Raw genomic sequence first — 26,174 nt, 5'->3', positions numbered from 1 at the left:
AGTAAGTCCGACGACATCACGGGCGTACCCTGGTGTGCGCCGATGAATCGAAGATACGCCAGCTAGCAGGGAGCCGATGTGTCCGCAGTCGCACCCGACGGACGCAAGATGCTGCGCCTGGAGGTCCGGAACAGCCAGACCCCCATCGAGCGCAAGCCCGAGTGGATCAAGACCCGGGCGAAGATGGGCCCCGAGTACAACGCCCTGCAGAAACTCGTGAAGAGCGAGGGCCTGCACACGGTCTGCCAGGAGGCGGGCTGTCCGAACATCTACGAATGCTGGGAAGACCGCGAGGCGACGTTCCTCATCGGCGGCGACCAGTGCACGCGGCGCTGCGACTTCTGCCAGATCGACACCGGCAAGCCGCAGGCCCTCGACCGCGACGAGCCGCGCCGCGTCGGCGAGTCCGTCGTGACGATGGACCTCAACTACGCCACGATCACCGGCGTCGCCCGCGACGACCTGGACGACGGCGGCGCCTGGCTGTACGCGGAGACCGTGCGCCAGATCCACGCGATGACCGCGGAGCGCGCCGAGGGGCAGACCAAGGTCGAGCTGCTCATCCCCGACTTCAACGCCGACCCCGACCAGCTGGCCGAGGTCTTCTCCTCGCGCCCCGAGGTCCTCGGGCACAACGTGGAGACGGTGCCGCGCATCTTCAAGCGGATCCGCCCCGGCTTCCGCTTCGAGCGCTCGCTGGAGGTCATCACGCGGGCACGCGAGGCCGGCCTGGTCACCAAGTCGAACCTCATCCTCGGCATGGGCGAGGAGCGCGCGGAGATCAGCGAGGCGCTGCACGCGCTGCACGAGGCGGGCTGCGAGCTGATCACGATCACGCAGTACCTGCGTCCCACGCCGCGCCACCACCCCGTGGAGCGCTGGGCCAAGCCGGCGGAGTTCGTGGAGCTGAAGGAGGAGGCCGAGGAGATCGGTTTCTCCGGCGTCATGTCGGGCCCGCTGGTCCGCTCCTCCTACCGCGCCGGCCGCCTCTACCAGATGGCGATCGAGAAGCGCGGGGCGTACGTCGCCTCCCAGGCCGTGTGAATCCGCGCACAAGCCTCTACTGACCGGTACGAGCCGCGACGCCGCGGCCCGCGTGATCCCGCAGGTGACGGGGCCGTGCGGGCCGCGTCGGCGTTTCGGGGCCCGTATCAGGGTTTCATCGGCGTTTGACCGGTCGGTCACGCCCTGGTAACACCAATCAGTGACCCTGGTATCACCGCACGTACAGCTCCACCGCCAGACGTACAGCTTTCCCCCGAGCCATCGAGCTGGTCCTCAGGAGGGCCCCATCATGCAGGCCGCGCCCGTACGCGCCACCGCCATCCCGTCCGTCACCGACGCCCTGCGCGTCGTCGAGTCACTGCTGCTGAGCGGCGGCCAGCGCACCGCACGCCGCAACGCCTGGACTTCCGTCCTCGAGGACCGGCGCCGTGCCAAGGACCGGGTCGAGGCGCTGCGTGTCTTCGAGGAGACGGTGGCAACCCGCACGTCGTAGTCGCGTCCGGGGCCACGTAGACTTCAGGGCATGGCGAGGAAGGAAACCACCGCGGCGGATGCGGCCGCGGAGCCAGGGCGACTCAAGCAGATCGCTCTGACCTACAAGATGACCCGACGGGCCGACTCAAAAATCGGGCTCATCATCGCGGCCGTGGGAATCGTCACCTTTGGTGTCTTCCTCGCGATCGGCTTCTTGATCGGTCACCCGGTCTATCTGGGCATTCTCGGCTTCCTGCTCGCCTTCCTCGCGATGGCGATCGTCTTCGGACGCAGGGCCGAGCGTGCCGCCTTCGGACAGATGGAGGGCCAGCCCGGTGCGGCGGCCGCGGTGCTCGACAAGATCGGCCGCGGTTGGACGACGACCCCCGCGGTCGCGATGAACCGCAGCCAGGACGTGGTGCACCGCACCGTCGGCAAGGCCGGCATCGTCCTGGTGGCGGAGGGCAACCCGAACCGCGTGAAGGGCCTGCTGGCCGCCGAGAAGCGGAAGATGGCGCGCATCGTGTCGGACGTGCCGGTGCACGTCGTCATCGTCGGCACGACCGAGGGCACGGTCTCCCTCAAGAAGCTGCGCACGACGCTGCTGAAGCTGCCGCGCGTGCTGACCGGCCCGCAGGTCACGGCGACGAACGACCGGCTGCGCGCGATGGGCGACCTGATGTCGAACATGCCGCTGCCCAAGGGTCCGATGCCCAAGGGCATGCGCATGCCGCGCGGGTCGAAGGGCAGGTAGTCCCGGACCGCCCCTTCCACCCGCTTCCCTACGACGATGAGGGCCCCGGAACCGATCGGTTCCGGGGCCCTCATCGTCGTAGGCGCCCTCGTGGTCGTCCTGACCGGATGGATCCGCTAGATCCGCACCTGCACGGCGCGGGCGAGGCGGTCGTGGAGGCCGCGGCCGTCGCGGTCCCAGATCAGGGCCGGGATGGCGACGCAGAGCAGGAGAGTGCGGAGCAGCCCCCGGCCGAAGCCGAGCCGGCCGCCGCCCTCGGCGACGACACGGAGCCGGAAGAGGGCCTTGCCGGGCGTGCAGCCGACCGTGCCGACGGTGAGCACGCCGAGGACGAAGAAGATGCCGAGCGCCCAGTTGCCCATCGCCTGCTGGTCACCGCGGGCGAACAGACCGTATGCGATCACCATGCACAGGCCCCAGTCCACGGCGATGGCCCCGATGCGGCGGCCCGGACGCGCGATCGACCCCGGCCCCTCCTCGGGCAGACCGAGCTGCTCACCCCGGTACCCGAAGTCGACACCGGCGTCCTCCGCGGCCGCGCGCGGGCCCGAGAGCCACGATCCGATTGCTTGCCTGTTGTCCACCCGTCCACGGTACTGCGCCCGGATTCGGGCGGACACGGGCGGGTCGGGTGTGCGTGGTCGGGTGTGCGTGGGTGACGGCAGGTGGGGGCGAGGTCGGGTGTGCAAGGGCCGGGGAGCGGGGTACCGGAGGTACACGCAAGCGCGCCGGTTAACTTCGGCGAAACAAATGGGTCATGCTTGAGAAATCCCCCGTCCCTAAGGTCGGGTCCCAGCGTGTGCCACCCCACCGGCCGCACCACGAGCTGCAACCCCGTCCCGCCCCGGGCGGGAGTAGGAGGAGTTGGATGTTGTTCCAGAACGCCGACGACGCGAAGAAGTACATCGCGGACGAGGACGTCAAGTTCATCGACGTCCGGTTCTGCGACCTGCCCGGTGTCATGCAGCACTTCACGATTCCGGCGGCGGCGTTCGACCCGGAGGAGGAGCTGGCCTTCGACGGATCGTCGATCCGTGGCTTCCAGGCCATCCACGAGTCCGACATGGCGTTGCGCGCCGACCTGTCGACGGCCCGCGTGGACCCCTTCCGCCGCGACAAGACCGTCAACATCAACTTCTTCATCCACGACCCGATCACGGGCGAGCAGTACAGCCGTGACCCGCGCAACGTCGCGAAGAAGGCCGAGGCGTACCTGGCCTCGACCGGCATCGCCGACACCGCGTACTTCGGCCCCGAGGCCGAGTTCTACGTCTTCGACAACGTCCGCTTCCAGACGTCGGCGAACGAGAGCTTCTACCACATCGACTCCGAGGCCGGCGCCTGGAACACCGGTGCGGTCGAGAACAACCGCGGCTACAAGGTCCGCTACAAGGGCGGTTACTTCCCGGCTCCGCCGGTCGACCACTTCGCCGACCTCCGCGCCGAGATCTCCCTGGAGCTGGACAAGAACGGCCTCCAGGTCGAGCGCCAGCACCACGAGGTGGGCACGGCGGGCCAGGCCGAGATCAACTACAAGTTCAACACGCTGCTGGCCGCAGCCGACGACCTGATGCTCTTCAAGTACATCGTGAAGAACGTCGCCTGGCGCAACGGCAAGACCGCGACCTTCATGCCGAAGCCGATCTTCGGCGACAACGGCTCGGGCATGCACGTCCACCAGTCGCTGTGGACGGGCGGCACCCCGCTCTTCTACGACGAGCAGGGTTACGCGGGTCTGTCGGACGTCGCGCGCTACTACATCGGCGGCATCCTCAAGCACGCGCCGTCGCTGCTGGCGTTCACCAACCCGACGGTGAACTCCTACCACCGCCTGGTCCCCGGCTTCGAGGCCCCGGTCAACCTCGTCTACTCGCAGCGCAACCGCTCCGCGGCGATGCGTATCCCGATCACGGGTTCGAACCCGAAGGCCAAGCGGGTCGAGTTCCGCGCGCCGGACCCGTCCTCGAACCCGTACCTCGCCTTCTCGGCGCTGCTCCTGGCGGGCCTCGACGGCGTCAAGAACAAGATCGAGCCGGCCGAGCCGATCGACAAGGACCTCTACGAGCTGGCCCCCGAGGAGCACGCGGGCGTCCCCCAGGTCCCGACGTCCCTCCCCGCGGTCCTCGACGCCCTCGAGGCGGACAACGAGTACCTCCAGGCGGGCGGCGTCTTCACGTCCGACCTGATCGAGACGTGGATCGACTACAAGCGGACGAACGAGATCGCCCCGATCCAGCTGCGGCCGCACCCGCACGAGTTCGAGCTGTACTTCGACATCTAAGAGGCCCGGTCAGGCGACCTGACCGGAAACCCCCACAACAGGGTCAATGCTCTGACCTGATGCCGGAACACTGCGAGGGGCCGCTACCCATGTCGGGGTAGCGGCCCCTCGCCTAGTCCTGGAGCGGAGCGCCGGCCCAGAAGGCGTGGGCCTTCCGCAGAAGCTCCTCGGCGGCGTCGCCGTAGGATGCCGCACTGCTCAGTGCGCTGAAGGCTTTGCTGTAGAGGTCGAGCTCGCCCTGTTCCGTGATGTCCACGGAGGATGAGACAAGCTCGACGTGGGCCCGGTCGCCATCGCCGTAGATGTTGAACGCGTGGACGGGGAAGAGGCCCACCGGTGCGGTGGAGGGAAGGACCCCGAGGGTGAGAGAGGGCAGGCCGCGCTCTCGTAGGAGGCGCTCGATCTGTTCTCGCATGACCTTGGGCCCGCCGATGTTCGTGTAGAGAGCCTGCTCCCCGAGGACGACGTCGTAGTGGTGCTTGCCGTCGTACAGCACTTGTTGTCGCTGCATGCGCTTGGCGACGCCGGCCGGGACGTCGTTCGGGATGCCGAGGAAGTCGACGACCTGGCCGAGGATCACGGTGGCGTATGCCTCGGTCTGGAGCGTGCCCCAGATCATCGTGGGCACGTATGCCTTGCCCTCGCGCGTGCTCTGGTACCAGCGCACCACGTCGTCCTGGGTCGCTTCCGTGCCGGTGGACAGACGATCCGTCCAGCGAACTGAACTGGTCACCGCATCCCCTCCTGAGTGGTGCCGCCGGGGCGGCTTCGATGGGCGTTGCCGTTCCGATCGAGGATGACGTCGTGGTTCCGACCTTGTAAGAGCGGGAATCGGTCAGGCGCCCCGCGCTCAATCCCGATGGCGGGGCACGAAGGGATCCCACCCGTGGCCTGCCTCCCGTTCTCAAGGAACAAGGCCGGCGCTCTACTGCCAGCCGTCGAGCGAGACTTCCGGGCCTCCCTCGAGGTACCGGTGGAGGGCGCTTGAGGTGGTATCCACGAAGTTCTCGGGGATGGCGCCGACGTCGACCCAGCAGACCTGGGCGTGCTTGCGGGGTTCGCGGTTCTCGGGTTCGCCGGTCCATTCGTGGGCTGCGAAGACGACGGTGAGGAAGCCGTTGGGGGCCTCCACGCCCCAAGCTCCGTGGATGACGTGGGCGACCTTGAGAGACTCGGGCTTCACCGTGAGGCCGGTCTCCTCGGCGAGTTCGCGGCCGGCGGACTGCAGGAGCGTCTCGTCCGAGGGCTCCAGATGACCGCCGGGCAGAAGCCATTTCTGGGTCACGTTGTGGAGAATGTGCAGGATGCGGCCGTCGGGGCCGACGAGGATGGCCCCTGCGGTGACGTGGCCGGGCAGGGTCTTACGGCTGGTGAGGTCGTCGCCGTCGTCCAGGAGGCCGAGGACGACGCCGAGTTCGCGCTTGTCCTCGGGGTGTTCGTCGAGGTAGGCGGCGATGGTGGTGCGGATGTGGTGGGCCGTGATGGTCATGGTGATCACCTGTTGAAGTAGGAGAGCCAGGTCGCCGCGATGGCTTCGCGGTCGGGTGCGGGGACCTCATGGATGCCGGGGGCGAGGTCGCCGCGGGTGAGCATCCTGATCGCGGCGAGGATCTCGGCCTGGACCAGGAAGATGAACGGCCCAACGCTGGCGCCGTGGATGAAGTTGACGGCGTTGCCGCCGTTCGCCAGATAGAAGTAGTGGCCGGTGGTCTGGTAGCGGGTGACGTGGTCGCCGACCTGGGTGCGGGTGTAGACGTCAGGGAGTCCGGCGAGGTCGAGTTCGTCCTCGCTGCTGGTGACGGTGGCGACGTAGGCGCCGTTGCGCAGGTGGGAGAAGTCCTCGCCGCACAGGGAGACGGCGCCGGTCGCGCAGAGCACCAGGCCGGCCCCGGTCAGGGCTTCACGGTCGCGGGCAACGGTAAAGCCCTGGGAGAGTGCCTGGGTGCGGCGGACGGGGTCGATGTCGAAGACGGTGACATGGACGCCCTTGGCATGCAGGAGGCGGGCGATCGAGCTGCCGAGCTTGCCGAAGCCGATCACCAGGGCGGGGCGGCCGTGGAGGATGTCACCGCGATCGCGCATGACGGCCTCGGTGGAGAAGACTACGGACTGGCCGACGAGGAAGTCTTCGGGGTCCTTCAGTGGTGAGCGGGCGACGGAGATGACGGGGCAGGGCAGTTTGTCGAGGTCCTCGTAGCGGTGGTGCCCGTTCTCGGTGTCCTCGATCACCCCGGCGAGCCGGCCGGTAAAGCGGTTGTGGACGTCGGCGAGGCTGGGGGCGAAGTAGCCGCCGACGTCCAGCAGGGTGACCGTCTGGTCGGCGGCACGGGATTCGAGGTAGTCCAGAGCGTCGTCGGCCTGGGCGAACATTTCGCGGGTGAGGGTGTCGACCATGTGCGTCTGCTCGACCTCGCGCTTCGCGGCCGGGTGGACGGACTTCGGCTTGGGCAGCACCGCAGTGAGCCGGGTCATCGCGGCGACCGCGCGGACGAACGCGGGACGCTCGGCCAGCAGGTGCGTGATGAGGAACGACGCCGTCTGCTCACCCGGGGCGAACTGGGCGGCGATCCGGGCGAAGTAGGCGTCCAGCCGGGCGCGTTCGAAGGTTTCCATGGCAGTTCCCTCTCATCCGTTCCGTCCGGGGGCCGTGCGAGGAGATGCGGGTTCAACGGGTGCGGGCGCATCCGAGCAGCAGCCGGTCGGCTACGAGCGCTGCATCCAGGTAGGCGTCGACCTTGGCGGCGTCAGCGGACTGCGGCAGGGGGTCCAGCCCGAGTAGGAGGATTGCCTCACCGCTGCGGGCGACCTGTTCGGTCCAGGACCGACGGGTGGGCAGCCGCAGCCGCCGGGAGGCGCCGGGGAAGCACACCAGCACCTGGTCGCCGACGATCTGCAGGCAGCGCTCCAGCACCGGAACGACCTCCCGGGCGCCGACCAGGCCACCCAGGCTGGCGGACAGCCGCTGCATCCTGGCCTCGGCCGTCTCAGCGGTGCCCGAGCCGGTCAGGGCCGGGGTGTGGGTGATCAGGATGTGCGCGATCTCGCGGACGTCCGGGCGGGTGCGGCCAGGTCCAGGCTGCGAGCGACACCAGCAGCCGCAGCTCAGGGCCGGGCGGAGTGAGCAGAACGCTCATGCTGTCGTGCCTCCCGTGGCCTTGAAGCAGGACCAGACGATCTTCCCGACCGGAGTGCGGTCCTCGACTCCCCAGCCGTCGGCGAGCGCGTTCACCAGGATCAGCCCGCGTGCGGAGGTGTCCGTGCCGGCGGCCTGCCGAGCTTCCGGGTGCTGGCGGCGGCTGTCGTGCACTTCCAGGTGTACGACATCCTCGTCGGCGTCGAGCTCGACCAGGAAGCCGTGTCCGGGGGCAGTCCCGTGGACCAGGGCGTTGGTGGCGAGTTCGGAGACGCAGAGCCGGACGTCCTCGGCGCGGTCCGGCGGACCCCAGCCGGCCAGGGCCTCAGAGGTGAAGGACCGTGCCTGGCCGACCGACTCGGGCCGTGCGTCGAAGAACTGCTGGGTCGTCTTGTTCATCACGGTGGTCCTCATGACTCGGCGTCCAGGACGCGGGTGGTGCCGGGGTGACGGCGGCGGACGGGACCGCTGCGAGAGATGGAGTGGTGGGCCGTGCGGGGCTTGCGGACCAGCAGCAGCCGCGAGCCGACCGCCTCGATCCGCCGCCCGCGTTCAGCGGCTATGGCCTTCGGCCCCAGGTGCGACACGGCCGGGGCGATGACGCCGTAGACGTCCGGCAGCGCGAGCACGTCCAGTAGCCCGGTGAACGCCGCTGAGGCGGGTCCGGCGGACGCGTCGCGGTCGGTGAAGACGCCGGACAACTGCAGTTCGTGGTTGCGGCAGTACTCGGTGAGCGAGGCGGCCAGCGCGTCCTGCCGCGCTTGGGAGACCCGCACCAGCCGCAGGAAGCCGTAAACGACCGGGCCGCTGACCGGGCGATGCTCCGTGAGGGGTTCCATGCTCAGGACCGTCCCAAAGGCTCGACAAATGGTGACGCTCTGAGCGCGGCGTCCGGCCAACTCGCGGCCAATCACCGGCCGTTCCACTTCCGTCCCGCCGACCGCACGGATCTGCTGCGATGACCGGTGGAAGGGAGTGACGCGTGGCGACCGTGCACCACTGGACCGGCCTGGAGGCCAGGGCCCTGCGGCTCGCCCTGCGACTGAGCGTGCGGGCCTTCGCCCAGCAGCTCGGCCTGGCCGTCGCGACCGTGTCCAAGTGGGAGAGCAAGCTCGCCGACACCGAGCCCAGACCCGACACTCAGGCCATCCTCGACACCGCCCTCGGCCGCGCGGACGCCGCTGTCCACCTGCGGTTCGAAACGCTCCTGTCCGATATGACCAGCCCGGTGCAGAACGCTGGCCGACGCCGCGTAACCGCCTCCGGCCCCAGAACCTGGGAATACGAGTCCTGGGCCGATGACCTCGACCGGGTCGTGGTCGCCCTGTCCCGGCAGAACTTCGCCTTCGCCGACAGCCTCCTCACCCGGTGGCTGGGCCGGTTCAAGGCCGCCGAGCTGGACGAGAAGGGTCTGTATCTCTTCGCCCGCTCCACCGCCCTGCTCGGCGACCTCAAGCGCGACCAGGGCGTTGTCCTGGTCGCGCTGTCCGCCCAGCACTCCTATGCCGGCGCTCGCGCGGTCTTCACCCAGCTCGACATCCCCCTCCGCGTCGCCCAGCTCGACCTGTCCCTCGCGGTCGTCACCGAGATGTCCGGGGAGCTGGAGATCGCCGCCCGCAACTACGAGACCCTCGCCGTCGATGACCGGCCTCCCGCCGCGACCGGGCCCGCGCGAGGCTGTGGGTGGGGACCGCGCTGAGCAAGGACGGCCAGCACGACTATGCGACCCGCGTCATGCGGGTGGCGACCCGCGACTTCGAGGACCTCACCGAACCGGACGACTGGTCGGTGGCCCACCAAAAACTTGCCCTCGCCCGCCGCGGCGCCGGCGACCTTACCCAGGCCTTGCACTTCATCGACATCGCCCGCAGCAGCGGGACGCCCGACTCACCGATGCAACGCGTGCGACTGGACACCGCTCATGGCCACATCCTGCTCTCCGATGCGGCGACCCGGGATGATGGACACCTCGTCCTCGACCAGGCCGCCAAGGTGGCCGCGCAGTTCGGACTTGTGCACCAACTGCGCAGTATCGAGGGCATCAAGGCCATGGGCGAGGGGCCGACCGGCCCCCGGCAACGGTGACCAGGGAGAAACGCGTGAGCAACGACCAGCAGGGCATCACCGCTGACCAGTGGCGCCAGGCCAAGCTGATCTGGAACTACCACCAGATGCAGCACGAGCTGCGGCCCGTCGACGTGGCGATCGGGTTGGACAGCCACGACCTCGGCGTCGCAGCCCATGCCGCCGAGCTGTACCGCTCCGGGCTCTTCCCGACCCTGGTCTTCACCGGCGGCAACAGCCCCACCACCGCCAAGGTCTTCCCGCGTGGTGAGGCCGTCCACTTCCGCGAGCACGCCATCGATCTCGGCGTCCCCGCCGAGGCGATCCTGCTGGAACCGAACGCGGGCAACACCGGGCAGAACATCACCCTCTCGCGTGAGGTCCTCGTCGCCGCAGGCATCACCCCGGCGTCGGTGCTGCTGGTCTCCAAGCCCTATATGGAAAGGCGGTCGTTCGCGACCGCCCGCGAGCTGTGGCCCGACGTCGAGATCCGCTGCGCGTCGGAGCCGCTGGAGTTCGACGACTATCTGAAGTCCATCGGCGACGAGAAACTCGTCCTGGACATGCTCGTCGGCGACCTCCAGCGGGTCATCGAGTATCCAAAGCTCGGATTCGCCATCGAGCAGGAGGTCCCGGAGGACGTGCATGCAGCGTACGAGTCCCTCATCCGCGGCGGCTTCACCAGCCGCCTCATCAACCCCTGACCTGCCCGAGCCAGGCGGGTGGTGTGCCATCCACCAGCCGAATTTCCTGCCCCGGCTGACCACGCTGGCCAAGCTGTTCGCGGCGGACTACTGGATCGTCCTGGACAACGTGCAGTTCACCCGCCGCGACTACCAGCACCGAGCCCGCCTCGCGAACCTCCACGACCCCGCCGGTCAGCAGTGGCTTACCATCCCCACCCGCCTGCCGAGCGGACGGCCCACCCTCATCCGCGACGCCGTGATCGACGACTTGGACCTGGCCCGCCGCAGGACCGCGGGAATGCTGCGGCAACACTATGGGGCCAGCCCTCACTGGCCCGCCCTCACCGAGGCCCTGGAACCGGTGCTGGATGCCTTCGACACCGGCAAGACCGCGAAGGTTGCCGAGACCTCCACCCGCGTCCTGCTGGACCTGCTGGGCTGGAAGGGCCAGGTCGTCACCAGCAGCCGTCTGCCAACCCGGCCGGGCCGCTCCGTCCGGCTCGCGGACCTTTCCGCGGCGACCGGCGCCCGCGCGTATCTGTGCGGGACCGGTGGCATGACCTATCTCGACCCCGCCCCGTTCACGGTTCAGAACATCGCCGTGGCCTCGTTTCGGCCGCCGACCACCGGCATCTGGTCCTCCGGCCGCCGCCTCAGTGCCCTGTGGGCCTTGGCCATCCTGGGCCCGGACGCCGTGGCAGCCCACCTCCGGGCTCTCCCGGCCCACCGCGACTGGCTCCAGACGGCAGCCTGAACGAGCCGCCCCCTCCTCGTGGAGGGGGACGTGCCACTCGGAACGTGGCCCTGACAAGATTTCCGTGAAGCCGGGATGAGCCCCCATGCGCCGGTAACACCCCGTCACGGGTAGCGGCACGTTGTGAGTGAACTCGCGCAGGCTCCCGATCACCACGACCTGTCGCGGGCGGGTGGTGGACAGTTCGGTGCCTTTCGGGGTGCCGTCTTCCTCGTAGATCCGGGTGAGGAACTGGCTGGAGATGAGCTGTTGGGCCTTGCTGGCCGTCTTTTGCACCTGCGCCACACCGCCGCCGAGTTCCTTGGATGCCTGGTAGACCCCCGTGCGGTACGCGATCTGCCTCAGCTGGTTCGCCGGGCAAATGCCCAAGCCCCGCCGCAGCGGTACACCTGGAAGGTGGTCAGCCCCTTGGTGCCAGTGGCCTAGTCGTATGTCCAGGCGCGGCCGGTCTGGCGGTACTCCTCTACGGGGATCGGTTCGACGCCTGTTCGCATGCGGGCGGGGTAGAGCAGTCCGTCGAGGTGGTCGATCTCGTGGTGGACGAGGCGGGCGAGGCCGCGCTCGTGCGCGGTGGTCACCGGCTCGCCGGTCAGAGCCCTGGCCTCCACCGTGATCTTCAGGGGGCGGGGCACGAGGCCGCGCACGTCGAAGAAGCTCAGACAGCCCTCGTACTGCTCATCCATCTCCTCGGAGCGAGTGGTGATCCGGGGGTTGAGCAGGATGACGGCGGGTGCGTCGCCGGGCGGCTGGACGACGGCGACGGCACGGCCGATGCCGATCTGAGGGGCGGCGATGCCCATGCCCTTGGTGAAGGGGTGGACCTGGCCGATCCGCTCCATGGCGGCGAACAGCTCGTCGGTGATGCGCTCGGCCTCGTCGCGCTCGGCGGGCAGGTCGAAGGCGCGGGCCGGTTCGGCGAGGACGCCGGTGCCGTGCTGGACGACTCCGAGGTCACGCATCTGCCGGCTGGGCCGCACGTCGCTCACCTGAACTCCCCTTAATCCGAGTCCCGTTCGGGCCGTGCCCTGAACCGCCACTCCAGACGGTACCGAGCGCGCAGGGCCGGTGTGGTCGTGGTCCATGTGAATCCCCCGGCCGATGATGAAGTCGATGGAATGGAGACGATGAAGAAGTCACCGTCCACCGCGGAGGCCTGGACCGGCTCGTGATGTGCTGGCACTAACCAGGCGTGGGCTCGCCACGGGCTTCTGCCCGGTGGTGGTGTGGCATGCTGGGGTGATTTTGGGAGAGTCGTTTTCTGGGGGGCCCTTGAACATTCTCGTACGCTGCTCGTCCGGCGGTGCCGAGGAGCAGCTTCGGTCGCTCGCCGCCTGGCTCGACTCCGACAGGGTGGTCCGTCGGTCCCTGCGGGCCGAGTTGGGCAGCGGCTCCCCCGCGGAGCCGGGTCACCAGGGCAACGGCATCGACATCCTGGCCCTCGTGCTCGGCAGCGGATTCAGTGCCGCCTCCCTGGCCACCTCCATCGCGAGCTGGCGCTCCACCCGCCCCCGGCGTCCCACTCTCACGGTCGAGCGGCCGGACGGCACCGTGGTGCACATCAGTGGTGAGTCGGAGGAGGAAGCCGAGCGTCTGCTCCGCCGCGTCCTGGGGGAATGACGTGGCTGCGCCAGAGTCGGCGAAGCTGCCCGACCCCGACGGCACCCGCGTCGTCCTCGTCGGCGCGAGCGCTTTCTCCGCGCTGGACTCCTTGCCGGCGGTGCGCGGAAACCTCACGATCCTGCGGAACCTGTTCCGGGACAAATGGCAGCTGCCCGCCGATCACTGCACGGTTCTCGCCGATCCGCCGCTTCCGCGGGATGTCTCCCGCGCTGTCGGCAAGGCCGCCAGGGAAGCCTCCGACACGCTGCTGATCTACTACGCGGGCCACGGGTTGATCGAGCCCAGGACCGGTCTTCTGCACCTCGCCATCGAAAGCAGCGATCCACGTTCCGTGCACGACTCGGCCGTTCCTTACCACTGGATCCGGATGGACGTGGAGGGGAGCCGGGCCCAGCGCCGCATCGTCGTCCTCGACTGCTGCTACAGCGCCCGCGCCTTCGGCGTGCAGTCGAACACGCCCGCTCTGGAGCTGGACGGCACCTACCTCCTGGCCGCCGCCGCGGAGACGGCGGTCGCGCTCGCGCCACCCGGCGAGCCGGTCACGGCTTTCACCGGTGAATGGGCCTCCATCCTCCAGGAGGGAATCCCGGGCGAGACCCACCTGCTCACCCTTGACGCGATCTTCACGCGGCTGCGCACCCGGCTCGTCATGAGAGAGCGTCCGGAGCCCCAGCGCCTGTGCCGCAATCAGCTCGGGCAGGCGCCTTTCATCCGCAACGCCGCCTACACGGCGCCGCGCGACACACCCGAGGGTGCGGAGGCGGGCCCGGAGAGCGCCGACTCCCTCCTGGCGGACCAGGCCATCGCCGACCTCTACACCAGCCGCAGCCTGGCGGACACCCTGCAAGCCGCCGCGGACGGCATCGTGACGCATCTCGGGTACGGGCTCGCCGCCGTCAACCTGGTGCGGCCCGACGGTGATCTGGTCGTGGCCGCGCTCGCCGGCGATCCTGGGGCCGAGGCCGTGATGACGGGCCGCGTCGGCTCCCGTGAGTCCTGGGAACGACGGCTGGCGATGGGCGAGGACTGGGACCTGCTGCGCTTCATCCCCCACACCGAGGGCTGGGTGCTCGACGACGACGACGTCCCCCAGTTGCGCACGGACGGCCCCTTGCCCCAGCGGGAACAGGAGTGGCATCCGGAGGACCGCCTCTACGCCCCGATGTACACGGCCGGCTTCCGCAACGAACTGCTCGGTGTCATCTCAGTTGATATGCCGCGCAACGGACTGCGCCCCGGCCCCCAGACACGCGGCCATCTGCGCCGCTACGCCTACCACTGCGGCACCGCCATCGGCAATGCCCGGTTGCGGGCCAACATGCAACGCGCGCTGGTCCGCCTGGAACGCGAACAGCAAGCCCTGCGCGCCAGCGAGGAGTCCTTCCGCCAGGCATTCGAGTACGCCCCTTCCGGCATCGCCATCGCCGAACTGGGCGGTGACCGTGACGGCAGGCTGCTCAGGACGAACGACGCGTTGTGCATCATGCTCGGCCGCCCCGCCTCGGCGATGCGGCGGTACTCCTTGGCCGATCTCGTCCACCCGGAGGACATCGGGACTCTGCTGCGCACGTCGCCGCAGGGCGGGTACGGAGAAGTCCGGCTGGCCCGGCGTGACGGCACCTACGTCCCGGTGAGGCTCCGTACCTCGATCGTGGCCGACGTGTCCGACGGCCCGCTTTTCCAGCTGTCCCACATCGACGAGATCCACCCGGCCCCCAGCCCCGAGCCGGCGGTTCCGGCACCTGTCGGGGCCGCGCGGACCGAGTCGTTCGGCTCACCGGAGGGCAGGGAGCCGAACGAGCAGGCCAGGGGCGAAGACGCGCAGACCGTACGGTGGGCGTGGCCCTTTCCGACGCGCCTCGGGCGCGGCTGGTCGCGCCGCTTCCGCCAGGACGGCGGGACCGGACGGTAGGGCGTCCCTTTCAAGGGCCGGTCGTACGCGCCTGGCCTGGTCCGGGTGCGCGGCTTCGCAGGAAGCGGATCGATGGGGCCGGTGGGCGGCCGTCCTGGGGCGGCTCCCCCGGTGTCACCACCGCGCGCACCCCGTAGACCTCGGCGATCAGCTGCTCCGTGATCACCTCCGCCGGGGTGCCCGCCGCGTACGCCGTGCCCTCCTTCAGGATCAGCACGTGGTCGCAGTACATCGCCGCCAGATTGAGGTCGTGCAGCGCGATCACGCTGGTGAGGGGGAGCTCGGCGACCAGCGCGAGCAGCTCCAGTTGGTGCTGGACGTCCAGGTGGTTGGTCGGTTCGTCCAGGAGGAGTTCGCGGGGTTCCTGGGCCAGCGCGCGGGCGATCTGCACCCGCTGGCGTTCGCCGCCGGAGAGCGTGTGCCAGGACTGGGCCGCCCGCTCGGTGAGGCCCGTGTGCTCCAGCGCCTCCCGCACCGCCCGCTCGTCGTCGGGCGTGGGGGCCGACCATGCCCGACGGTGCGGGACGCGACCCAGGCGTACGACATCCCGTACCGTCAACTCCACCTGCGTGGACGCGTGTTGCTCGACCACGGCGATGCGGCGCGCCACCGCCCGGCGGGGCGTGTCGGCGAGCGGACGGCCGTCCAGGGTGACCACCCCGGCGGCGGGCGCGAGGACTCCCGCGAGGAGGCGCAGCAGCGTGGACTTTCCGGAGCCGTTGGGGCCGAGGAGGCCCACGGTGGCGCCGGACGGCGGGGCGAGGCTGACGCCGTCCACCACGAGCCGGCCACCGGCCTCGCGGGCGACGCGATCCGCGCGCAGGCCGCGCCTGCTCCCGGCCGGCCCTTCCCGACCTCCGGACCCGACCGGCGCTTCCCGAACCCCGGGCCCAGGCGGCATCTCCCGGCACCCGAGCCCGTGCGCCGCCTCGGGCGTCCCGTCGGGCGTCGTCTCGGGCGTCACGTCATACGACCTCTCGGGCCTCACGTCGTCGCCCCCCGCGTCCGGTACAGCACCAGCACGAACGCCGGTACGCCGATGAGTGACGTCACCACGCCCACCGGGACCTCCTGGGGATCCAGGGCCGTACGGGCCAAAGTGTCCACCCAGACCAGGAAGAGCGCCCCGGCCAGTGCCGTGACCGGCAGCAGGCGGGCGTGGCCCGAGCCGGCGAAGGCGCGGGCCGCGTGCGGCAGGACCAGGCCCACGAAACCGATGGCGCCCGCCGAGCTGACCAGCGCGGCGGTCAGCAGCGCCGTCACGCAGAGCAGCACGAGCCGGGTGCGCGCCACGTGCACGCCCAGTGTCGCCGCCGCCTCCTGGCCGAACGCAAACGCGTCGAGCGTACGGGCGTGGCCGAGGCAGACGGCCAGCGCCACGGCGAGGACGGCGGCGCACAGCCACACGTCCGTCCAGCCCGCCCCGCTGAGCGAGCCCAGCAGCCAGAACAGCACGCCCCTGGTGGTCTCCGCGTCACCCGCCGTGAGGATGACGAACGACGTCAGCGCGGAGAAGAGCTGCAGCGCGGCCACGCCGGACAGCACCACCCGGTCCGTCGTCCCGCCCAGCGTGTGGCTCAGGAGCAGGACGAGCGCGAAGGACAGGAGCGCGCCCACGAAGGCGCCCGCCGAGATGGACACCGCTCCCCCGCCCACCCCGAGGACGACGACCGCGACGGCCCCCGTGGACGCCCCGGACGACACCCCGAGCACGAAGGGGTCCGCGAGGGGGTTGCGGAGCAGGGACTGCATGACCGCCCCGCACACCGCGAGACCCGCGCCGCAGACGGCGGCGAGCAGGGTGCGGGGCATCCGCAGGTTCCAGACGATGCCGTCCCTGAGGGGGGTGAGGCGCGACTCGCCCCAGCCGAGGTGCGCGGCGAGCACCGACCACACGTCGGGGACGGAGATCTCGGCGGGGCCGATGGTGACGGCGACCGCCACGGACAGCGCGAGCGCCGCGCACGCGGCCAGCCACAGCAGCCCCTGCCGGGCGGGTGCGGCCACGCTCATGTGGTGAGCCCGAACTTCCGCAGCCCGGCCGCCACTTGCTCGATGCCGTCGACGGTACGGATCGTGGGGTTCATGGCCTGGCCGCTGAGCCGGACGTACCACTTCTTCTTTACGGCGGTCAGGTTCTTGGTCGCCGGGTTGGTCTCCAGGAACCTGATCTTCGCCTCGGCGCTCTCGGCGGACTGCGACCTGCGGGTGAGGTCGCCGATGACGAGGACGTCGGGGTCGCGGTCGGCGACGGTCTCCCAGTTGATCTGGGGCCACTCCTCGCGGGTGTCGTCGAAGACGTTCTTCGCGCCGAGTTCGCGGGTGATGATGCCGGGGGCGCCGCAGCAGCCCGCCATGTACGGGGCGTCGGAGTTGGCGAACCAGTACAGGATCGTCGCGTCGGACGCCTTGATGTCCTTCGTGGCCTTCGCGACGCGGCCCTTCAGGTCGGCGATCAGCCGCTCGCCGCGCTGTCGCACGCCGAACACCTTCGCCAGGTCGCGGATCTCGCCGTAGACGGTGTCCATGGTGAGGGTCCGCACGCGTTTGCCGTCGCCGCCGCCGTCGTTGTCCTTGCCCGCGCAGTCGGTGGGCGAGACGTAGACGGGCACGCCGAGGTCGGTGAACTTCGCGCGGTCGGCGACGCCGCCCTTGCCGACGGTGTAGAGGAAGGAGGCGCTGACGAAGTCCGGTTCCTTGGCAAGGACCTTCTCCAGGGAGGGGTAGCGGTCGGCGAGCCGCTCCACCTTCGCGTTGTCCTTCTCCAGGTTCTTCGCGACCGGGTCGGTCCAGGTGCCGGTGCCGGCCATGCGGTCGGCGAGCCCGAGGGAGAGCAGGATCTCCGTGGAGCCCTGGTCGAGCGAGACGGCGCGCTGGGGCGGGGCCGTGACCTGCACGTTTTTGCCGCAGGAGGCGACGGTGACGGGGTAGCCGTCGGCGCCTTTGCCCGCGGGCTCCGGTGCCGAGCCGCCGCCGCAGGCGCTGAGCGCGAGCGTGCCGGCCGTGAGGAGTCCGGCACAGCGCAGGACGGGTGTACGGGCTTTCGAGGACACGCGATCCCTTGGGTGTCACGGCTCATACGCGGAGCCTGGTCTGCGTCACGACCTTCGCCGCCCGGTGTGCGGGCGAAGGCGCCAGCAGGTCTTCGGACTCGGGATCGACCGGGCGGGGCGCCTTCCCGGGCGTCGTGAGACGCCCAGTGGCCGTGGCCCCGCCCGTCCCCCTCACCGCTGCGCGTCAGTTCCGGATTCGCACCGGATTCCCTGGCCCAGGTGTGGGTTTGACTGGCTTGCGCAAGTTATCACGCGTGCTCACGGGGTCGGTCCGGGCCTCGGCTCGCCCCGGTAGGAGCCGAAGGACCAGTGGTTTCCCTCTGGGTCCGCGACGGCGAACTCGCGGCCGCCGTACGGTTTGTCCTCGATCTCGGCGATGACCCGCACGCCCGCCTCGGTGAGGCGGCGGTACAGGTCCTCCACCCGGTCGGTGACGACGTAGGCGCTCGCGGTGCCGGGTGTGCCGCAGGTGCCCTCGGTGGCGGGGTCGTGGGAGCCGAGCATGACGCCGCCGCCCTCGGGCCAGTCGAGCTGGGCGTGGACGACGCGGCCGCCGTCCTCGTAGACGGCCGTGCGCAGGAAGCCGACGGTGCCGACGAGGAAGTCGATCAGCGCGGGGGCGTCCTCGGCCTGGAGGCCCGGCCAGATGGTGGGGGCCGGCGCGGCGGGGGCGGGGGGCGGTGTGGGGTTGGGTGTGGGGTTCGGTGTGGTGTTCATGTCCTTCACTCTTCGCCCTCGCCGTGTGCCCCGGCTTGGATGTTCCGGCACTCTTCGGCGAGCCAGCCGGTCGGGCTCGTCCCCGTGTACTGGCGGAAGTCGCGTACGAGGTGGGAGTGGTCGCAGTAGCCGGTGTCGGCCGCGACCCGGGCGAGGTTCGGCGGGCCGCCCGCCGCGACGGCGCGGACCACGGCGTCCTTCGCGTGCTGGAAGCGCATCAGGCGGGCGGCCTGCTTGGGGCTCAGCCCGGTCTCGGCGCGGAAGAGCGCGGTCAGGCGGCGTTCGCTGAGCGCGACGTGCCGGGACAGGGCGCCCAGCGTGCCCGCGCCGCGGTGCCGGGCCAGCCAGGCCCAGGCCTCGGCGACCTCGGGGCGTACGGACCCGGCGGTCCGTTCGGTGGCCGCGCGCCGCCGCAGGTAGGCGGACAGGGCGGCGAAGCGGTCCTCCCAGTGGTCCAGCTCGCACAGCCGCTCGCGGAGGTCGGCGGCGCGCTCGCCGAACACGTCGGTGCCGGCGACGACGGGCTGTCCGGTCAGCGCTCCGGCGGGCAGGCCGAGGAGGGCGCGGGCCGCCAGCGGGTGCACGGCGAGCTGGATGCCCGCCTCGTGCTCGGGCTGGACGACGTACACGGGGCTCTGGTGCAGGCCGCCCACGACGATGTCGGTGCGGGCGGCGTCCGCGCCGCTCGCCTGGTCGGGGGTGTCGCCGCCGGCGATGGTGCCGTCCAGCGAGAAGATCACCGTCAGGTGGGGCGAGGGCAGGCCCCGGTGCAGGGCGGGGCGCTGTCCCGCGGTGCGGTAGCCGACCGCGGAGACGACCATGCCGTCGAGCCGGGGGACGGCTCTGACGAACTCACGGGAGCCCATGCGGCCAGTATGGGCGATGTGATCGCCGTCCGCTGCGGGCCCCTCCCGGCACCCGCCGCCCCCGCCCTTGCCCGCCGCTCTCCCGGGCCCGGCGTCCCTCTCCGCTACCCGCCTCCGCCTCCCCCCATGCCGCCGCCGCACGGTGACGTCGATCATGGGAATCGGCCCCCGGGGGCCCATAGAGTTGCGCGCCGCTCCGAACGGGGCGCACTCCGCTCGCAGGGAACGGCAGGGACACAGAGACATGGCAGCAGTACGGGTGAAGAGCAGGCCGGCCCTCATCGCCACCGTGGGCGCGCTGGCCGCCGCCGTCCTCGCGGGCAGCGCGCTGTGGCCGACGAACGAGGCGTCCGCCGCCGACACCTCGGCGGCCACCGCCCGCGAGCTGTCGCACTGGCCGAAGCCCGTCGCGAAGCGGCTCGGCGAGGTCATCGCCGCGAACGACCACAAGGGCGCGTACGCCGTCTTCGACGCGGACAACACGACGTACCGCAACGACCTGGAGGAGTCGCTGCTGCCCTTCCTGGAGATGAAGGGTGTCCTGACCCGCAAGACCATGGACCCGTCCCTGAAGGTCATCCCCTTCAAGGACAAGGCCGGGCACAAGGAGAGCCTCTACAGCTACTACAACCGGCTGTGCGAGGTGGACGACCAGGTCTGCTACCCCTGGGCCGCGCAGATCTTCTCCGGGTTCACGCTGAGGGAACTCAAGAAGTACGTCGATGAGTTGCTGGCGTACGGCAAGCCGATCCCGGCCGAGTACTACGAGGACGGGAAGCCGACGAGGACCGAGGTGAAGCCGCCGGAGTTCTCGCCGGGCATGCGGCAGCTGTACCGGACGCTGCGGGCGCACGGCATCGAGGTGTACGTGGTCAGCGCGGCCGCCGAGGACCTGGTGCGCATGGTCCTCGCGGACCCGAAGTACGGCTACGGCGTGCGGCCGCAGAACGTCATCGGCGTCTCGCTCCAGCTCAAGGACCGCGGGACCGGTGACGTCACCACCTCCCGCAAGGAGATCGCCGAGGGCCGCTTCGGCGAGAAGGAGCGGGCGCGGCTCGCCGGGCGCGAGCTGACGCCGCACCTGTGGGCGCCGCTGACCTGGTTCGAGGGCAAGCCCGCGGCGATCAACACCTACATCGACGAGTGGCGGAAGCCGATCCTGGTGGCCGGGGACACCCCGGTCAGCGACGGCCCGATGCTGTTCCACTCCGCGGACGTGGAGCACGGCGGCGTACGGGTGTGGGTCAACCGCAAGAACGCGTACATGAAGCAGCTCGACGGCATGAAGGAGGAGAACGCGCGGCGCCAGCGGGAGTTGGGCCAGGAGGTGACCGCGGACAAGCGGTGGCTGACGGTCACTCCGGAGCAGATCGGCTGACACGCCGACGGCCCGCGTCGGCCGAGGGCGTACGGCTCATGGGCGTCAGGGTCACGGGCGTACGGCTCATGAGCGTACGGCTCACGGGCGTACGAGTCACGGGCGTACGAGTCATGACTTCCCGGCCCGGTATACCCCCGCCCGGTGCTCGTCGGCGGTCGCCCAGGCCGCCACCAGCTTGGCGAGCGCGCCGCCCGCACGGGCCCAGGCGAAGTGGTCGAGCCGGGTGCCCGCCTCCCGCGCGGTCAGGTGGTGGCGGGTGAGGCGCGCCCGCGGGGTCTTGGCGAGCAGGTGGTCGAGGGCGCCGGCGGGGGCGTAGGCGTCGCGCTCGACGGAGACGGCGAGCACGGGCAGGTCCAGGGTGCCGAGCGCCGTTTCGTAGTCGAGCGCGGACCCTCTGGCGCTGTAGCGGCCCGTGCGCACCTGGCGCGCCCAGTCGCGCATGACGCCCCTCGGCTGGTCGCCGCCGAAGCCGAGCCGGGTGCCGGGCCAGCGGCCGAGCACGGCCGCCGTGGCGGTGATCAGCAGTTGGGTCAGGAGCAGGCCGGGGCCGCGCAGGGGGCCGAACGCGCGGAACCAGACCGAGCCGGTGGCGACGATCACCACTCCGTCGACGCCGGGGCCCGCCACGCCGGGGCCCCCGACGCCGGGGCCCCCGACGCCGGGGCCCCCGACGCCGGGGCCTCCGACACCGGAGCCACTGAAGCCCGAGCCCCCGACACCCGAGCCCCTGAAGTCCGAGTCCCCGACGCCGACGGCTTTTCTCGCCAATGACGCGTACACCAAGGCGAGTTGACCGCCGAGGCTGTGGCCGAGGAGGTACAGGGGCGGCTCGGGGCCCAGCTCGGCTCGGATCGCGGCGAGAACCGCCGGCAGGTCCTCCTCGACGATCGCGCGGTAGCCGTGGTCGCCCGCCGCGCGGCCGGTGGCGCGCGGGGTCGCCTCGCCCTGGCCGCGCAGGTCGGCGGTGAGCGCGGTCAGCCCCTCGTCGTGCAGCTGACGCGCGAAGCGGCGGTAGAAGCGGGCGGGGGCGCCCATGGCCGGCAGGACGAGCACCACGGGAGCCGGGGGCGGCCCCGGCGCCGGCCCCGAGCCGGACGGCAGGAAGCGTTCGGGCGCGGGGGCGCGCAGGCCGCACACCGGAAGGCGGGTGCCGTCCGGCAGTTCGGCGGTCGTCACGAGCGGCAGCGCGCCGACGGGTTCCGGCTGGGTCATGGGCCCAGCATGTCCCATCGCACACATGACCGCACGGGCCCACGCCGAAACGGGGCACGACGGGACGGGCCACGACAGGACGGGGCGCGCGGCGGGCAACTCCCGCCGCGCGCCCCGCACTTGCTCGACCGGCGCGGCGCAGCCGCTCGCTCAGCGGCTGTAGCGCATCAATGCGCGCACCATGTGGCAGGTGATGTCGGAGGGCGGGTGGATCCCGACCTGCTCCGCCATGCTCCTTATCGTGCTGTTCTTCGCCTGGTTCGGCAGATGGACGCCCGAGTCGAGCAGGGCGATCGCCAGGCGCATGGCCTTGAGGCGGCGGTTGTGGTTGACGTACCACTCGCGGGGGCGGCCGGCGGGCAGCGCCTTCTTCTCCAGTGGCGCGTACGGCAGGTCGATCAGTACGGGTCGGGAAACACGCTTCTTCGTCGGTGCGGCAGCGGGCACGGGCATCCTCCTGTCGCGGTCGGGACCCCCCGTCGGGCGCCCTCGAACACTACGTTGATTCTACCGCCCGGCACTGACAATCGCCGCTGGCCAGACGGGCTTTGAGGTATTCGAACAAGGCCGTGCCGCACGGGCCTGGGGCGGGTGGTCCGGGGGTAGCGTGTGGGCATGGAGATCTGGATCAACCCCGCCTGTTCGAAGTGCCGGAGCGCCCTGACGCTGCTCGACGCGGAGGGTGCCGACTACACCGTGCGCCGCTACCTCGACGACGTGCCGAGCGAGGACGAGATCCGCGCCGTCCTCGAACGTCTGGGCCTGGAGCCCTGGGACATCACGCGGACCCAGGAGCAGGCCGCCAAGGACCTGAACCTCACGGACCGCGAGGCCTGGCCCCGTGACGCCTCGGCCCGCGTCCGCTGGATCAAGGCCCTCGCCGAGCACCCGAAGCTGATCCAGCGGCCCATCATCACCGCCGACGACGGCACGGCGGTGGTCGCCCGGACCGAGGAGGCCGTGCGGGACGCCCTCTCCCGCTGACGCCCCGGAGCGAGCGCCGCCGCCCCCGAGCCTCCGGAAACCGGTCGGGAGCGTATACGGAACGCCCTCACGAGTGCGCGGGCCGCGGCGCCGCACCCGGGACCGCCGCCGCCGACGCGGTCGGCGAGTGACGTGGGCCACACCCGGAGCAGGTAACACGGGGTTCACATGAGGGCAACGGCCGGGAAATCGCGGATTGCCAGGCTGCCGCACATCACCACGGCACCGCAGCACCCGCACGTTCTGCGCCGTACCGAACGTTTCAAGGATGGGGCCCCCGTGACCTTCAAGGCTGAGTACATCTGGATCGACGGCACCGAACCGACCGCCAAGCTCCGTTCGAAGACGAAGATCCTCGGGGACGACGCGAAGGGCGCGGAGCTGCCGCTGTGGGGCTTCGACGGATCCAGCACGAACCAGGCCAAGGGGCACGCCTCGGACCGGGTGCTGCGGCCCGTCTTCACCTGCCCGGACCCGATCCGCGGTGGCGATGACGTACTCGTCCTGTGCGAGGTCCTCAACACGGACATGACCCCGCACGAGTCCAACACCCGCGCCGAACTGGCCGAGGTCGAGGCCCGGTTCGCCGCGCAGGAGCCGATCTTCGGCATCGAGCAGGAGTACACCTTCTTCGAGGGCGACCGCCCGCTCGGCTTCCCCGTCGGCGGCTTCCCCGCCGCGCAGGGCGGCTACTACTGCGGCGTCGGCTCGGACGAGATCTTCGGCCGTGACGTCGTCGAGGCCCACCTGGAGAACTGCCTCAAGGCGGGCCTCGGCATCTCCGGCATCAACGCCGAGGTCATGCCCGGCCAGTGGGAGTTCCAGGTCGGCCCGCTCGCCCCGCTGGAGGTCTCCGACCAGCTGTGGATCGCCCGCTGGCTGCTCTACCGCACCGCCGAGGACTTCAAGGTCTCCGCGACCCTCGACCCGAAGCCGGTCAAGGGCGACTGGAACGGCGCGGGCGCGCACACCAACTTCTCCACCAGGGCGATGCGCGAGGGTTACGACGCGATCATCACCGCCTGTGAGTCCCTCGGCGAGGGCTCCAAGCCGATGGACCACGTCAAGAACTACGGCGCCGGCATCGACGACCGGCTCACCGGCCTGCACGAGACCGCCCCGTGGAACGAGTACAGCTACGGCGTCTCCGACCGCGGCGCCTCGGTCCGCATCCCCTGGCAGGTCGAGGTGGACCGCAAGGGCTACATCGAGGACCGCCGTCCGAACGCCAACGTCGACCCGTACGTGGTGACGCGCCTGCTCGTCGACACCTGCTGCTCCGCGCTGGAGAAGGCCGGCCAGGTCTGACCCGCCGTGCACACCGCCGACGGGGGCGCCCACCGATACGGGTGGGCGCCCCCGTCGTCATCTGATTCAATGGGGAGCATGGGCAGCCACCAGAACACCTCGACGGGTCGTGACGACCTCGAGCCTTTCTGGCCCTCCCGTCAGCACCACGACTTCGACCGGGTGTGTTGCCGCGCGACGAACGCGCGGGCCCTCTAAAGCCGTTCACCCCGGCCTTCGCCTGACGCGCACGACGTAACGACGTACGTCTCGTTCTCGACGACTCCTTATCTCGCGCGAAAGAGCTGACCTCCCATGGCGAACTCCCGTACCTTCACTGCCACTGCCACTGCCACCGCCACCGCCCCCTCCTCCGCCCGGGGGCGCCTGCGCGCCGTCGACCCGGACGAGGTGGTGCGCGTCCCCGACTTCCTGCCGCCCGGCGCCACCTGGCTGCCCGCGCCGCAGCACACCCTGCCGACCCTGCCGGGGCAGCCGCCGATGGTCGGCTACCTCGTCCTCGTGCCGGCCGCCGCGCAGGAGAGCGCCCCGCCGCAGGCACCGGCCACGGGGCCGATCACGATCGACGCCGGCCAGCGGTCAGCCGCCGTGGAGGGGCGGCCCCTGGACCTCACGTACCTGGAGTTCGAACTCCTCGCACACCTCGTCGCGCACCCCCACCGGGTGCACACCCGCGACCAGTTGGTGACCACGGTGTGGGGGTACGGCCACGTCGGCGACGGACGCACCGTGGACGTCCACGTGGCGCGGCTGCGGCGCAAGCTCGGCACCGAGCACCGGGCGACGATCCAGACGGTGCGGCGGGTGGGCTACAAGTACGTGCCGCCGGCGCCCCGCTGAGCGCCCGCCCTCTGCCGGCAGCAGAAGGCGTTCCCTGACCGCCGCCACCAGGGCAGAGTCACCCGCATGAGACTTCTGATGCTGGGTGGGACCGAGTTCGTGGGCCGCGCCGTCACCGAGGCGGCGCTGGCCCGTGGCTGGGAGGTGACCGTCTTCCACCGCGGCCGGCACGCCGCGCCGCGGGGCGCCCGGGCCGTGCACGGCGACCGTACGGCGGAAGGTGGCCTCGCCGCGCTGGCCGGCGGCGAGTGGGACGTGGTGGTCGACACCTGGTCGGCGGCGCCGCACGTCGTACGGGACGCGGCGCGGCTGCTCGCCGGGCGGGCCGGACGGTATGTGTACGTGTCGAGCGGTTCCGTGTACCGCTACCCGGGCGAGGCCGGCTCCGACGAGAACTTCCCCGTGGTGGACGGTGACCCGGACGCGGCGGCGACGGCGTACGCGCAGGACAAGCGGGGCGGTGAGCTGGCCGCGGTCGACGCGTTCGGACCGGAGCGGACGATCCTCGCCCGGGCGGGACTGATCCTCGGCCCGTACGAGAACATCGGCCGGCTGCCGTGGTGGCTGAACCGGATGGCGCGGGGCGGCCCCGTGCTGGCTCCCGGGCCCCGGGACCTGGAGATCCAGTACGTCGACGTGCGGGACCTCGCCCAGTGGATCCTGGACGCCTCGGCGGCGGCCCTGCACGGCCCGTACAACCTGGTCAGCCCCATGGGCCGGTTCACGATGGGCGAGCTGCTCGACGCGTGCGCCGAGGTGGCGGGCGCCCCGGACGTGTCGCTGCGGTGGACGGCGCCGGAGGCGGTGCTGGAGGCGGGCGTCGAGCCGTGGTCGGAGCTGCCGGTGTGGCTGGCGCCCGGCGAACTGCACGACACCATGCACCGCACCTCCTCGCGGAAGGCGGTCTCCGCGGGACTCTGGGCGAGGCCCGTCGCGGAGACGGTGCGCGACACGTGGGAGTGGCTGCGCTCCCTCGGCGGCACCCCGCCGCAGCGCCCGGACCGCCCGACGGTCGGCCTGGATCCCGCCAAGGAGGCCGAGGTGCTCGGGCTCTAGGGCGCGGGGGCCCCGGGGGTGTCGTCAGGTACACCCCCGGGCCGGGGGGCGGGCCCCGTGTCCTGGGCGCGTGC

General features: G+C 70.9%; 28 protein-coding genes, 1 pseudogene and 1 riboswitch. Of the genes and pseudogenes, 14 read left to right on the top strand and 15 right to left on the bottom strand.

Annotation, left to right across the window (positions count from 1 at the left end; all coding sequences use genetic code 11):
* Positions 1 to 78 precede the first annotated feature (78 nt).
* From ACZ5GP_RS04295 to ACZ5GP_RS04285, 3 genes are all read left to right on the top strand, one after another.
* A complete protein-coding gene (locus ACZ5GP_RS04295) occupies positions 79 to 1,044 on the top strand; it encodes a lipoyl synthase (protein WP_468749321.1) in 966 nt (321 codons plus the stop codon).
* A 250-nt stretch (positions 1,045 to 1,294) separates the two neighbouring features.
* Positions 1,295 to 1,498 carry an SCO2195 family GlnR-regulated protein gene (locus ACZ5GP_RS04290; protein WP_358585642.1) on the top strand — a complete coding sequence of 68 codons (204 nt, stop codon included), beginning with the start codon at positions 1,295 to 1,297 and terminating at the stop codon, positions 1,496 to 1,498.
* Between the two features lie 30 nt (positions 1,499 to 1,528).
* Positions 1,529 to 2,233 (top strand): DUF4191 domain-containing protein, encoded by a 705-nt coding sequence (locus ACZ5GP_RS04285; RefSeq protein WP_468749320.1) that lies wholly within the window; start codon positions 1,529 to 1,531, stop codon positions 2,231 to 2,233.
* 116 nt (positions 2,234 to 2,349) lie between these two features.
* Here ACZ5GP_RS04285 and ACZ5GP_RS04280 read toward each other — a convergent pair whose 3' ends face one another.
* A complete protein-coding gene (locus ACZ5GP_RS04280; RefSeq protein ID WP_358585638.1) occupies positions 2,350 to 2,817 on the bottom strand; it encodes an RDD family protein in 468 nt (155 codons plus the stop codon).
* A 287-nt stretch (positions 2,818 to 3,104) separates the two neighbouring features.
* On the opposite strand from ACZ5GP_RS04280, the gene glnA reads away from it, so the two are divergent.
* On the top strand, positions 3,105 to 4,514 hold the full coding sequence (glnA, locus tag ACZ5GP_RS04275; protein WP_468749679.1) for a type I glutamate--ammonia ligase: 1,410 nt from the start codon (positions 3,105 to 3,107) through the stop codon (positions 4,512 to 4,514).
* Between the two features lie 112 nt (positions 4,515 to 4,626).
* On the opposite strand, the gene ACZ5GP_RS04270 is transcribed toward glnA, so the two are convergent.
* The 6 genes from ACZ5GP_RS04270 to ACZ5GP_RS04245 form a co-directional block, all read right to left on the bottom strand.
* Positions 4,627 to 5,247, bottom strand: a complete 621-nt coding sequence (locus ACZ5GP_RS04270) for a DUF5753 domain-containing protein (RefSeq protein WP_468749319.1) — start codon at positions 5,245 to 5,247, stop codon at positions 4,627 to 4,629.
* Between the two features lie 192 nt (positions 5,248 to 5,439).
* Positions 5,440 to 6,003: an NUDIX domain-containing protein gene (locus tag ACZ5GP_RS04265; RefSeq protein ID WP_468749318.1), complete on the bottom strand. Its 564-nt coding sequence runs from the start codon at positions 6,001 to 6,003 to the stop codon at positions 5,440 to 5,442.
* A 5-nt stretch (positions 6,004 to 6,008) separates the two neighbouring features.
* Positions 6,009 to 7,127, bottom strand: a complete 1,119-nt coding sequence (locus ACZ5GP_RS04260) for an adenosylhomocysteinase (protein WP_468749317.1) — start codon at positions 7,125 to 7,127, stop codon at positions 6,009 to 6,011.
* Between the two features lie 52 nt (positions 7,128 to 7,179).
* Positions 7,180 to 7,425 (bottom strand): hypothetical protein, encoded by a 246-nt coding sequence (locus tag ACZ5GP_RS04255; protein WP_468749316.1) that lies wholly within the window; start codon positions 7,423 to 7,425, stop codon positions 7,180 to 7,182.
* 219 nt (positions 7,426 to 7,644) lie between these two features.
* Positions 7,645 to 8,046: an ATP-binding protein gene (locus ACZ5GP_RS04250; RefSeq protein WP_468749315.1), complete on the bottom strand. Its 402-nt coding sequence runs from the start codon at positions 8,044 to 8,046 to the stop codon at positions 7,645 to 7,647.
* Positions 8,047 to 8,057: 11 nt separating this feature from the next.
* Positions 8,058 to 8,486, bottom strand: coding sequence for a hypothetical protein (locus ACZ5GP_RS04245; protein WP_468749314.1), 429 nt, complete (start codon positions 8,484 to 8,486; stop codon positions 8,058 to 8,060).
* A 143-nt stretch (positions 8,487 to 8,629) separates the two neighbouring features.
* On the opposite strand from ACZ5GP_RS04245, the pseudogene ACZ5GP_RS04240 reads away from it, so the two are divergent.
* From ACZ5GP_RS04240 to ACZ5GP_RS04230, 3 genes and pseudogenes are all read left to right on the top strand, one after another.
* Positions 8,630 to 9,732, top strand: a pseudogene (locus ACZ5GP_RS04240) (hypothetical protein).
* A 14-nt stretch (positions 9,733 to 9,746) separates the two neighbouring features.
* On the top strand, positions 9,747 to 10,415 hold the full coding sequence (locus ACZ5GP_RS04235; RefSeq protein ID WP_468749313.1) for a YdcF family protein: 669 nt from the start codon (positions 9,747 to 9,749) through the stop codon (positions 10,413 to 10,415).
* Entirely contained in the window at positions 10,357 to 11,151 is a 795-nt protein-coding gene (locus ACZ5GP_RS04230; protein ID WP_468749312.1) for a WbqC family protein, read from the top strand. Before ACZ5GP_RS04235 ends, ACZ5GP_RS04230 begins: the two co-directional genes overlap by 59 nt.
* A gap of 422 nt (positions 11,152 to 11,573) precedes the next feature.
* On the opposite strand, the gene ACZ5GP_RS04225 is transcribed toward ACZ5GP_RS04230, so the two are convergent.
* Positions 11,574 to 12,137 (bottom strand): peptide deformylase, encoded by a 564-nt coding sequence (locus ACZ5GP_RS04225; RefSeq protein WP_468749311.1) that lies wholly within the window; start codon positions 12,135 to 12,137, stop codon positions 11,574 to 11,576.
* 283 nt (positions 12,138 to 12,420) lie between these two features.
* On the opposite strand from ACZ5GP_RS04225, the gene ACZ5GP_RS04220 reads away from it, so the two are divergent.
* A complete protein-coding gene (locus ACZ5GP_RS04220) occupies positions 12,421 to 12,768 on the top strand; it encodes an effector-associated constant component EACC1 (protein WP_468749310.1) in 348 nt (115 codons plus the stop codon).
* A gap of 1 nt (position 12,769) precedes the next feature.
* Positions 12,770 to 14,683, top strand: coding sequence for a caspase, EACC1-associated type (locus ACZ5GP_RS04215; RefSeq protein WP_468749309.1), 1,914 nt, complete (start codon positions 12,770 to 12,772; stop codon positions 14,681 to 14,683).
* 10 nt (positions 14,684 to 14,693) lie between these two features.
* Here ACZ5GP_RS04215 and ACZ5GP_RS04210 read toward each other — a convergent pair whose 3' ends face one another.
* The 5 genes from ACZ5GP_RS04210 to ACZ5GP_RS04190 form a co-directional block, all read right to left on the bottom strand.
* Entirely contained in the window at positions 14,694 to 15,584 is an 891-nt protein-coding gene (locus ACZ5GP_RS04210) for an ABC transporter ATP-binding protein (RefSeq protein WP_468749678.1), read from the bottom strand.
* An 83-nt stretch (positions 15,585 to 15,667) separates the two neighbouring features.
* The gene (locus ACZ5GP_RS04205; protein WP_468749308.1) at positions 15,668 to 16,696 is read right to left on the bottom strand and encodes a FecCD family ABC transporter permease; all 1,029 of its coding nucleotides are present in this window, start codon (positions 16,694 to 16,696) and stop codon (positions 15,668 to 15,670) included.
* A complete protein-coding gene (locus ACZ5GP_RS04200) occupies positions 16,693 to 17,736 on the bottom strand; it encodes an ABC transporter substrate-binding protein (RefSeq protein ID WP_468749307.1) in 1,044 nt (347 codons plus the stop codon). Before ACZ5GP_RS04200 ends, ACZ5GP_RS04205 begins: the two co-directional genes overlap by 4 nt.
* A gap of 66 nt (positions 17,737 to 17,802) precedes the next feature.
* Positions 17,803 to 17,987: riboswitch (cobalamin riboswitch) on the bottom strand.
* Between the two features lie 7 nt (positions 17,988 to 17,994).
* Positions 17,995 to 18,453, bottom strand: coding sequence for a VOC family protein (locus ACZ5GP_RS04195; protein WP_468749306.1), 459 nt, complete (start codon positions 18,451 to 18,453; stop codon positions 17,995 to 17,997).
* Between the two features lie 5 nt (positions 18,454 to 18,458).
* Positions 18,459 to 19,319, bottom strand: a complete 861-nt coding sequence (locus ACZ5GP_RS04190) for a helix-turn-helix domain-containing protein (protein WP_468749305.1) — start codon at positions 19,317 to 19,319, stop codon at positions 18,459 to 18,461.
* Positions 19,320 to 19,563: 244 nt separating this feature from the next.
* Here ACZ5GP_RS04190 and ACZ5GP_RS04185 point away from each other — a divergent pair, with 244 nt between their 5' ends.
* Positions 19,564 to 20,697, top strand: a complete 1,134-nt coding sequence (locus ACZ5GP_RS04185; RefSeq protein WP_468749304.1) for a haloacid dehalogenase-like hydrolase — start codon at positions 19,564 to 19,566, stop codon at positions 20,695 to 20,697.
* Between the two features lie 111 nt (positions 20,698 to 20,808).
* Here the strand turns inward: ACZ5GP_RS04185 and ACZ5GP_RS04180 are convergent, their stop codons facing one another.
* A complete protein-coding gene (locus tag ACZ5GP_RS04180) occupies positions 20,809 to 21,912 on the bottom strand; it encodes an alpha/beta hydrolase family protein (RefSeq protein WP_468749303.1) in 1,104 nt (367 codons plus the stop codon).
* Between the two features lie 150 nt (positions 21,913 to 22,062).
* Complete coding sequence (locus ACZ5GP_RS04175) at positions 22,063 to 22,359, bottom strand: hypothetical protein (RefSeq protein ID WP_468749302.1); 297 nt, start codon at positions 22,357 to 22,359, stop codon at positions 22,063 to 22,065.
* Between the two features lie 168 nt (positions 22,360 to 22,527).
* On the opposite strand from ACZ5GP_RS04175, the gene ACZ5GP_RS04170 reads away from it, so the two are divergent.
* From ACZ5GP_RS04170 to ACZ5GP_RS04155, 4 genes are all read left to right on the top strand, one after another.
* Positions 22,528 to 22,896, top strand: coding sequence for an arsenate reductase family protein (locus tag ACZ5GP_RS04170; protein ID WP_468749301.1), 369 nt, complete (start codon positions 22,528 to 22,530; stop codon positions 22,894 to 22,896).
* A gap of 279 nt (positions 22,897 to 23,175) precedes the next feature.
* Positions 23,176 to 24,204 (top strand): glutamine synthetase, encoded by a 1,029-nt coding sequence (gene glnII, locus ACZ5GP_RS04165; protein WP_358699724.1) that lies wholly within the window; start codon positions 23,176 to 23,178, stop codon positions 24,202 to 24,204.
* A 294-nt stretch (positions 24,205 to 24,498) separates the two neighbouring features.
* A complete protein-coding gene (locus ACZ5GP_RS04160) occupies positions 24,499 to 25,044 on the top strand; it encodes a winged helix-turn-helix domain-containing protein (protein WP_468749300.1) in 546 nt (181 codons plus the stop codon).
* Positions 25,045 to 25,110: 66 nt separating this feature from the next.
* Positions 25,111 to 26,100, top strand: a complete 990-nt coding sequence (locus ACZ5GP_RS04155) for an NAD-dependent epimerase/dehydratase family protein (RefSeq protein WP_468749299.1) — start codon at positions 25,111 to 25,113, stop codon at positions 26,098 to 26,100.
* Positions 26,101 to 26,174 lie beyond the last annotated feature (74 nt).

Source organism: Streptomyces sp. NPDC031466, assembly GCF_055581265.1.
This window is presented reverse-complemented; position numbering and strand designations above follow the sequence as displayed.